This is a genomic window from Stenotrophomonas thermophila (assembly GCF_001499715.1).
GTDB classification, from domain to species: Bacteria; Pseudomonadota; Gammaproteobacteria; order Xanthomonadales; family Xanthomonadaceae; genus Stenotrophomonas; species Stenotrophomonas hibiscicola.
The window spans coordinates 62,217-69,569 of sequence record NZ_CVIW01000015.1 but is presented as its reverse complement, the minus strand read 5'-3'; the positions used below and the strand labels follow the sequence as shown (position 1 = coordinate 69,569).

The following is a 7,353-nucleotide window of genomic DNA, read 5'->3' as shown; positions in this document are numbered from 1 at the left end:
CGGCTCTACAAGAATCAGGAGCAGGAAGCGCGGCGGCTAGCCGTAGCCGCCGTGCACCGGGTTGTGGCTGCGCACCGCCATCACCAGGCCGAAGCCGGCCAGCAGTGACACCGCCGAGGTACCGCCGTAACTGATCAGCGGCATCGGCACGCCCACCACCGGCAGCAGGCCGGAAATCATCCCGCCGTTGACCAGTACGTAGACGAAGAACGCCAGTCCGGTGGCCCCGGCAAGCAGGCGCGAATAGGAATCGCGCGATTGGCTGGCAATCCACAGGCAACGCCCGATCACCAGCAGGTACAGCGCCAGCACGGTGGCCACGCCGATCCAGCCGAATTCCTCGCTCAGCACCGAGAACGCGAAGTCGGTGGTCTGCTCGGGAATGAAGTTCAGGTGCGACTGCGAGCCCTCGCCCCAGCCCTTGCCATCGAAGCCCCCGGAACCGATCGCGATCTTCGACTGGATGATGTTCCAGCCGGCGCCAAGCGCGTCCATTTCCGGGTCCAGGAACATCATGATGCGGTCCTTCTGGTACGGCCGCAGCAGCCAGAACCAGGCCACCGGCGCGACCGCGGCCACGCCGCCTACGCCCAGCCCGACCCACCACCACGGCAGGCCTGCCAGCAGCAGCACGAACACGCCACTGGCGGCGATCAGCACACCGGTGCCGAAGTCCGGCTGCAGCATCACCAGGCCGGTCGGTACGCCGATGATCACCAAGGCCACGAGCACGGTATTGAAGCGCGGTGGCAGCGGCATCCTGTGCAGGTACCAGGCCACCATCATCGGCAGGCTCACCTTCAGCAGCTCGGCCGGCTGCAGGTAGAAGAACTTCAGGTCCAGCCACTGCCGGCCGTACTTGCCGGTGCCGAGCACGAACACCGCCAGCAACGGAATCATCGAGATCGCATAGATCATCGGCGTGGCCGAGCGGATGCGCAGGATAGGCACGCGCGAGATGCCCCACAGCGCCGCCATGCCCACCGCGAAGCGCGCGCCCTGGGCCATCACCAGGCTGTCGCCTCCGGCACTCTTCAGGGTCGCCAGGCCGATCACCATCAGCGCGCCGAGGGCCAGGCACAGCACCCAGTCCAGCGTACTGAAGAAGCGGCGCAGCATGTCGCCGGCCCAACGCAGGAACACTCTCATCGTGCGGGCTCCGCAGGGGTCGGCCGTGGCGTGGCCGGCAACGCGGCGGCCTGCGCATCCGGCTGCGGCGCGGGTGCAGGCGCCGGTGCAGGCACGCCGATCAGCACCGGATGTTCTCCCACCTGTGCAGCGGCAAGGTCGCCGGCCTGGCGCGCGCTCGCGTCTTCGTTGTCGAACGCGGTGGCGCCGATGGCAGTGGTGCCGCGCTCGCTGTCCAGCGGCTGCATGCCTTCGGGCATCTTGCCCAGCAGGTAGGCATCGAACACCTTGCGGGCGATCGGCGCCGCGGCTGAACCACCGTAGCCACCGCCTTCCACCGCCACCGCAATCGCGATCACCGGGTTTTCGACCGGCGCGAAGCCAACGAACAGCGCGCGGTGGCGCAGGTGCATCGGCAGGCTCTTCGGGTTCACTGCAGCAGTGCCCTTGCGGCTGATGACCTGTGCGGTACCGGTCTTGCCGGCCATCACGTACGGCGCACCCACCGCCACGCGCCAGCCGCTGCCGCCGGGCCGCATGGTCGCCATCATGCCCTCGCGCACGGCCTGCACGTTGTTGGGGTTGGGGCTGATCGGCTTGCTTTCGCCGGCCGGCATTGCCGTCCAGTCGCTGTCGAATCCTTCGCGCTGCTGGATCACCAGGTGCGGGGTGCGCAGCTGGCCGTCGGCCAGCGCGCTGACGCCGCGCGCCAGCTGCAGCGGGGTGACCTTCCAGTCGCCCTGGCCGATGCTGATGTTGACCGTGTCGCCCGGGAACCAGGCTTCCTTGCGGGTCTTCCGCTTGTACGCCGGCGACGGCAGGATGCCGCCGATTTCGCCGGTGAGGTCGATGCCGGTCGGCTGGCCGAAGCCGTAGTACTCCATGTAATGGTCGAAGCGCTCGATGCCCAGGTCCAGCGCCAGCTTGTAGTAATAGGTATTGACCGATTCGGCGATCGACTTGCGCAGGTCGGTCCAGCCGTGGCCGCCGCGATGCGCATCACCCCAGCCACGTGAAGTGCCGGGCAGGTAGAACATGCCGGTGGACAGCACCTTGTCTTCCGGGCGGCGCACGCCCGAATCCAGGCCGGCCAGGCCGATCAGGGGTTTCAGCGTGGAACCGGGGGCGACGCCACCGAGCACCAAACGGTTGAACTGCGGCCGCGACGGGTTTTCGTTCAATGCCTTGAAGTCGGCATGGGAAATGCCGTTGACGAACAGGTTGGGGTCGTAGGACGGCAGGCTGACCATCGCCAGCACTTCGCCGGTACGCGGGTCCATCGCCACCGCCGAGCCTTCCTGGTCGCCGAAGGCAGCCACCATCGCGCGCTGCAGGTCGGCGTCGATCGACAGCCGCAGGTCCGCACCGGACTGCGCGGCCACCCGGCCGATGGTGCGGATCGCGCGGCCCTGCACGTTGGTCTCGACCTGTTCATAGCCGACCCGGCCACGCAGCTGCTGCTCGTAATAGCGCTCCAGGCCGGATTTGCCGATGTGGGTCAGCGCGGCATTACCTTCGCCGAGGATTTCCAGATCCTTGTCATCGACGCGACCGACGTAGCCGATGATGTGCGCGAACAGATCGCCATACGGGTAGCGCCGGGTCAGGTAGGGTTCCAGCTCGACCCCCGGGAAACGCCAGCGGTCGACGGCAAAGCGCGCCATCTCCTCGTCGCTCATGCGCAGCTTCAGCGTGACCGGCAGGAACTTGCGGCGCGCCTTGCGCGACTTGTTGAACGCTTCCAGCTCTTCCGGGCTGATGCTGATGATCTTCGCCAGCCCTTCCAGGGTGGCGTCCATGTCCTTGACCTTGTCCGGGGTCACGTCCAGGCGGAACGCCGGCACGTTCTCGGCCAGCAGGCGGCCATTGCGGTCGTAGATCATGCCGCGCCCGGGCACCACCGGCCGCGGCTTGATGCGGTTGGCTTCCGAGCGCGTGGCATAGACGTCGTGGTCCAGCACCTGCAGCTTGAAGTACCAGCCGCCCAGCCCCAGCAGGCAGACCAGCACGCCCAGGAAACCGAGCGCCGCGCGACGGCGGAACTGCTCGGCTTCGGCGTGTGGATTCTTGACCTGGCGGCGCGGAATCATGGCTCAGCGCCCGCGCTTGCCGAAGCGCACCGCGTCCAGCAGCACGAACACCAGCGGCCACAGGCCCATGCCCAGCAGCGGGGCCCACCAGTACGACCACGGCAGGGTCGGTTCGCCCACCAGGATGTGCACCAGTGCGCTGACGATGCGGTCGTTGAACAGCAGGCCGCCGATGGCCAGCATCTGCTGCGACATCGGGAAGAAGCGGATGCGCGCGCGGAAGCGCTGCAGGATGAAAGCCAGCATCACCAGCCGCAGTGCCTGCTCGCCGAGGACACCGCCGTACAGCAGGTCGGCGATGACGCCGCTGGCGAAGGCGATGCCCAGGCCGACGCGCTCGGGCGCTTCGATGACCCAGTACGCCAGCACCAGCGCCAGCCAGTACGGGCGCAGCGGCTGCAGCAGCGCCGGCAACGGCAGCAGGCCCAGCAGCAGCGCCACCACCAGGCTGGCCGGCAGCACCCATGGCTTGTCGCGCAGGCGGCTCATCGCTGCGCCTCCGGCGTGGTCGGTTGCCGGCCAGCGGCCGGCACTACCGGGGCAGCAGGATCAGGGGAGGATGCGGGGGCAACAGACCTCGTTTGCGACGAGGGCTGTTGCCGGCCAGCGGCCGGCACTACCGGGGCGCTGACCGGAGCTGGCGTCGTTGCCGCTGGCGCGGTTCCCACGGGCACGGTGGCGCCGGTGGCCGGGCCACCCGGGGCGGTTTCTTCCAGCTGCAGGCGCAGCTCCGGCGGAATGCGGATCGCCGCGCCCGGGCGCAGCAGCAGCACGTCGCGGCCGCGGTCGAGCTGCGCCGCCGGCTTCAGTTCGCCGACCAGGAACGCATGGGTGTCGTCCGGTCGCAGGCCGGTGATGGTGCCGACCGGGAAGCCGGCCGGGAAACGACCGCCAAGACCGGAGGTGACGATCTCATCGCCCACTTCCACCCCGGCGCTGAGCGGAATATCGCGCAGTTCCAGCGTGTCGCCGCGGCCATAGACGATCAGGCGAACGCCGTTGCGGGCCACGGTGACCGGCACGGCATGGTCAGGGTCGGTCAGCAGCAGCACGGTAGAGGTGCCGCCGGTGACGCTGATCACCTGGCCCATCAGGCCGCCGGCGTCGATCACCGCCTGGCCGACATGCACGCCCTCGCGGCTGCCGGCATCGAGTACCAGGCGCTGTTTGACCGGGTCCAGGTCGATGTCCAGGATCGGCGCCAGCTGCACGTCCAGGCCACTGCGCTCGGCCACGTTCAGCAGTTCGCGCAGCTGGGCATTGTCCAGTGCGGCGGTCTGCAGGCGGGTCAGGCGCGCGTTGGCCAGCAGCAGCTGGTTGCGCAGTTCGCGGTTCTCGGCGACCAGCTGGCTGTGGCTGGCGGCAGAATCCTTGACCTGGTTGCCGAGCTTGCCGGGCAGGCCGGCCAGTGCCCAGACCGGCTGCACCAGGCTGTTGGCCTGCTCGCGCAGGCGCGCCAGCCAGCCGGCCTGGTCATCGAGCACGATCAGCGTGATGGCCAACGCGAGATAGGCCAGCAACCGCAGGGGGCTGGCGGCATCACCGGATCGGGAGGCGACGGGAGGACCGGCGTAGGGCGGCACGGCAACGATTCAACTGGCAGAAGGCGGAAGGGAAACACGCGGGCGCCCCGCCGGTGCCGGCCCGCCATCACGGCGGGCCGCACCCCGGAAGGGCGCGGCGGGCAGGAACGGCCGGGACGGCTTATTCCGGCGCAAAGAACTCGTTGCCGTGCATGTCCACCAGCTCCAGCGCACGACCGCCGCCGCGGGCCACGCAGGTCAGCGGATCGTCGGCAACCTGCACGTGCAGGCCGGTTTCCTCGGAGATCAGGCGGTCCAGGTCGCGCAGCAGGGCGCCGCCACCGGTCAGCACGATGCCGCGCTCGGCGACGTCGGCGCACAGTTCCGGCGGGGTCTGCTCCAGCGCCAGCTTCACCGCGCTGACGATGCCCGACAGCGGTTCGTGCAGGGCCTCGAGCACCTCGTTGGAGCTGATCTTGATCATCTTCGGCACGCCCTCGGCGAGGTTGCGGCCGGAGATTTCCATCTCGATCACTTCCGCCTGCGGGTAGGCGCAGCCCAGCTCGACCTTGATGCGCTCGGCGGTGGCTTCACCGATCAGCATGCCGTGGTTGCGGCGCACGTAGTTGGTGATGGACTCGTCGAAGCGGTCGCCGCCGATGCGGACCGAGGCCGAATAGACGATGCCGTTGAGCGAGATCACCGCCACTTCGGTGGTGCCGCCGCCGATGTCGATGACCATCGAGCCACGGGCTTCGGTGACCGGCATGCCGGCGCCGATCGCGGCGGCCATCGGCTCTTCGATCAGGAACACGTCACGGGCACCGGCTTCCTCGGCCGATTCCTTGATCGCGCGGCGCTCGACCTGGGTCGAACCGGCCGGCACGCAGACCAGCACGCGCGGGCTCGGGCGCAGCACGCGCGACTTGTGCACCTTCTTGATGAAGTGCTTGAGCATCGCCTCGGTGTAGGTGAAGTCGGCGATGACGCCGTCCTTCATCGGGCGGATGGTGGTGATGTGGCCCGGGGTACGGCCGAGCATCTGCTTGGCTTCGGCGCCTACGGCTGCCACCGAGCGGGTGCCACCGATGGCACGGTCCTGGCGCACGGCCACGACCGATGGCTCGTTCAGTACGATCCCCTGCCCGCGCACGTAGATGAGGGTGTTGGCCGTGCCCAGGTCGATGGACAGGTCGTTGGAGAACATGCCACGGAGTTTCTTGAACATCTGAGGAAGGAGTCCTGAGGGGTGTCGTGCCCGCCGCGGGATGGCGAAAAAATGGGCAGAAATCGAGGCCGACAAGCCTAGCAACCCGCCTGCCGCCGAGCAAGGAAAAAACTAGCTGAACCCGCGTCTTCACAGGCTTTCGGCCTGATCAGGTCTCACCCGGTTCTGGCCCTGAGCGGCACCAGCGGGTAACCTTTGCGCCGTCGGGCGCCCAAGGGCGCCGTTTGCTTGCCCGCTGAACCGGGCCGGCCCACCCCAAAATTCACCGCATAGGCTTACATCGATGTCCGCTCTGATCTGTGGTTCTCTTGCCTTCGACACCATCATGGTGTTCCCGGACCAGTTCAAGAATCACATCCTGCCGGACAAGGTGCACATCCTGAACGTGTCGTTCCTGGTCCCACGCATGCGCCGCGAGTTCGGCGGCTGCGCCGGCAACATCGCCTACAACCTGCACCTGCTGGGTGGCCAGCCGATCCCGATGGGCACGGTGGGATCGGACTTCGGCCCGTACCGCGAGTACTTCGAAGGCCTGGGCATCGACCTGTCGCGCGTGCGCGTGATCGATGAGCTGTTCACCCCGCAGGCGTTCATCACCACCGATCACGACAACAACCAGATCACCGCCTTCCACCCGGGCGCGATGATGCGTTCCTACGAGAACCACGTGCGTGGCGTGCCGGGCGTGACCCTGGGCCTGGTCGGCCCGGACGGCCGCGAAGGCATGATCCAGAACGCGCAGGAATTCCACGAGGACGGCATCCCGTTCATCTTCGACCCGGGCCAGGCCATGCCGCTGTTCAACGGCCCGGAGCTGCGCGCGTTCATCGATCAGGCCGACTACGTGGTGGTCAACGACTACGAGTCGAACCTGCTGCAGGAGCGCACCGGCTGGGACGAAAAGGAGATCGTCAGCCGGGTCAAGGCCTACATCACCACCCGTGGCCCGAAGGGTGCGGTCATCCACACCCCGGAAAAGAGCTACGACATCCCGCCGGCGCACGAGCGCCGCGTGGTCGACCCGACCGGCTGTGGCGACGCCTTCCGCGCCGGCCTGATCTACGGCATCCAGAAGGGCTACGACTGGCTGACCATCGGCCGCATGGGCAACCTGATGGGCGCGCTGAAGGTCGAACACCCGGGCACGCAGAACCAGCGCTTCACTTTCGATGAGTTCAACGAGCAGTTCAAGCAGCAATTTGGCTACGCGCTTAGCGCGTAACCAAATTGCTCGCGCATTCCACCTTATCCCCGCGCCTTCGGCGCGCCCCCTTGAACAACATGGGGGCTTTCCACCCGATGCGCTGCTGGGAATGCTGTTGGTAGGTGTCGACCTTGGTCGACACACTGTTTGATTCCTGTAGAGCCGAGAGCCATGCTCGGC

6 protein-coding genes are annotated in these 7,353 nt (G+C 67.6%); 1 reads left to right on the top strand and 5 read right to left on the bottom strand.

What is annotated here, in order from left to right:
- Positions 1–36 precede the first annotated feature (36 nt).
- The 5 genes from rodA to BN1263_RS09270 form a co-directional block, all read right to left on the bottom strand.
- A complete protein-coding gene (gene rodA, locus BN1263_RS09290; protein WP_019660682.1) occupies positions 37–1,149 on the bottom strand; it encodes a rod shape-determining protein RodA in 1,113 nt (370 codons plus the stop codon).
- A complete protein-coding gene (mrdA, locus tag BN1263_RS09285) occupies positions 1,146–3,218 on the bottom strand; it encodes a penicillin-binding protein 2 (RefSeq protein WP_021204560.1) in 2,073 nt (690 codons plus the stop codon). The genes rodA and mrdA overlap by 4 nt, the downstream gene beginning before the upstream one ends.
- 3 nt (positions 3,219–3,221) lie before the next feature.
- Positions 3,222–3,707 carry a rod shape-determining protein MreD gene (gene mreD, locus BN1263_RS09280; RefSeq protein WP_019660684.1) on the bottom strand — a complete coding sequence of 162 codons (486 nt, stop codon included), beginning with the start codon at positions 3,705–3,707 and terminating at the stop codon, positions 3,222–3,224.
- Complete coding sequence (mreC, locus tag BN1263_RS09275) at positions 3,704–4,801, bottom strand: rod shape-determining protein MreC (protein WP_049481455.1); 1,098 nt, start codon at positions 4,799–4,801, stop codon at positions 3,704–3,706. Before mreC ends, mreD begins: the two co-directional genes overlap by 4 nt.
- 121 nt (positions 4,802–4,922) lie before the next feature.
- Positions 4,923–5,969 (bottom strand): rod shape-determining protein, encoded by a 1,047-nt coding sequence (locus BN1263_RS09270; protein WP_005419402.1) that lies wholly within the window; start codon positions 5,967–5,969, stop codon positions 4,923–4,925.
- Positions 5,970–6,252: 283 nt separating this feature from the next.
- Between BN1263_RS09270 and BN1263_RS09265 the strand changes: the two genes are divergently transcribed.
- On the top strand, positions 6,253–7,191 hold the full coding sequence (locus tag BN1263_RS09265; RefSeq protein ID WP_019660686.1) for a carbohydrate kinase family protein: 939 nt from the start codon (positions 6,253–6,255) through the stop codon (positions 7,189–7,191).
- Positions 7,192–7,353 lie beyond the last annotated feature (162 nt).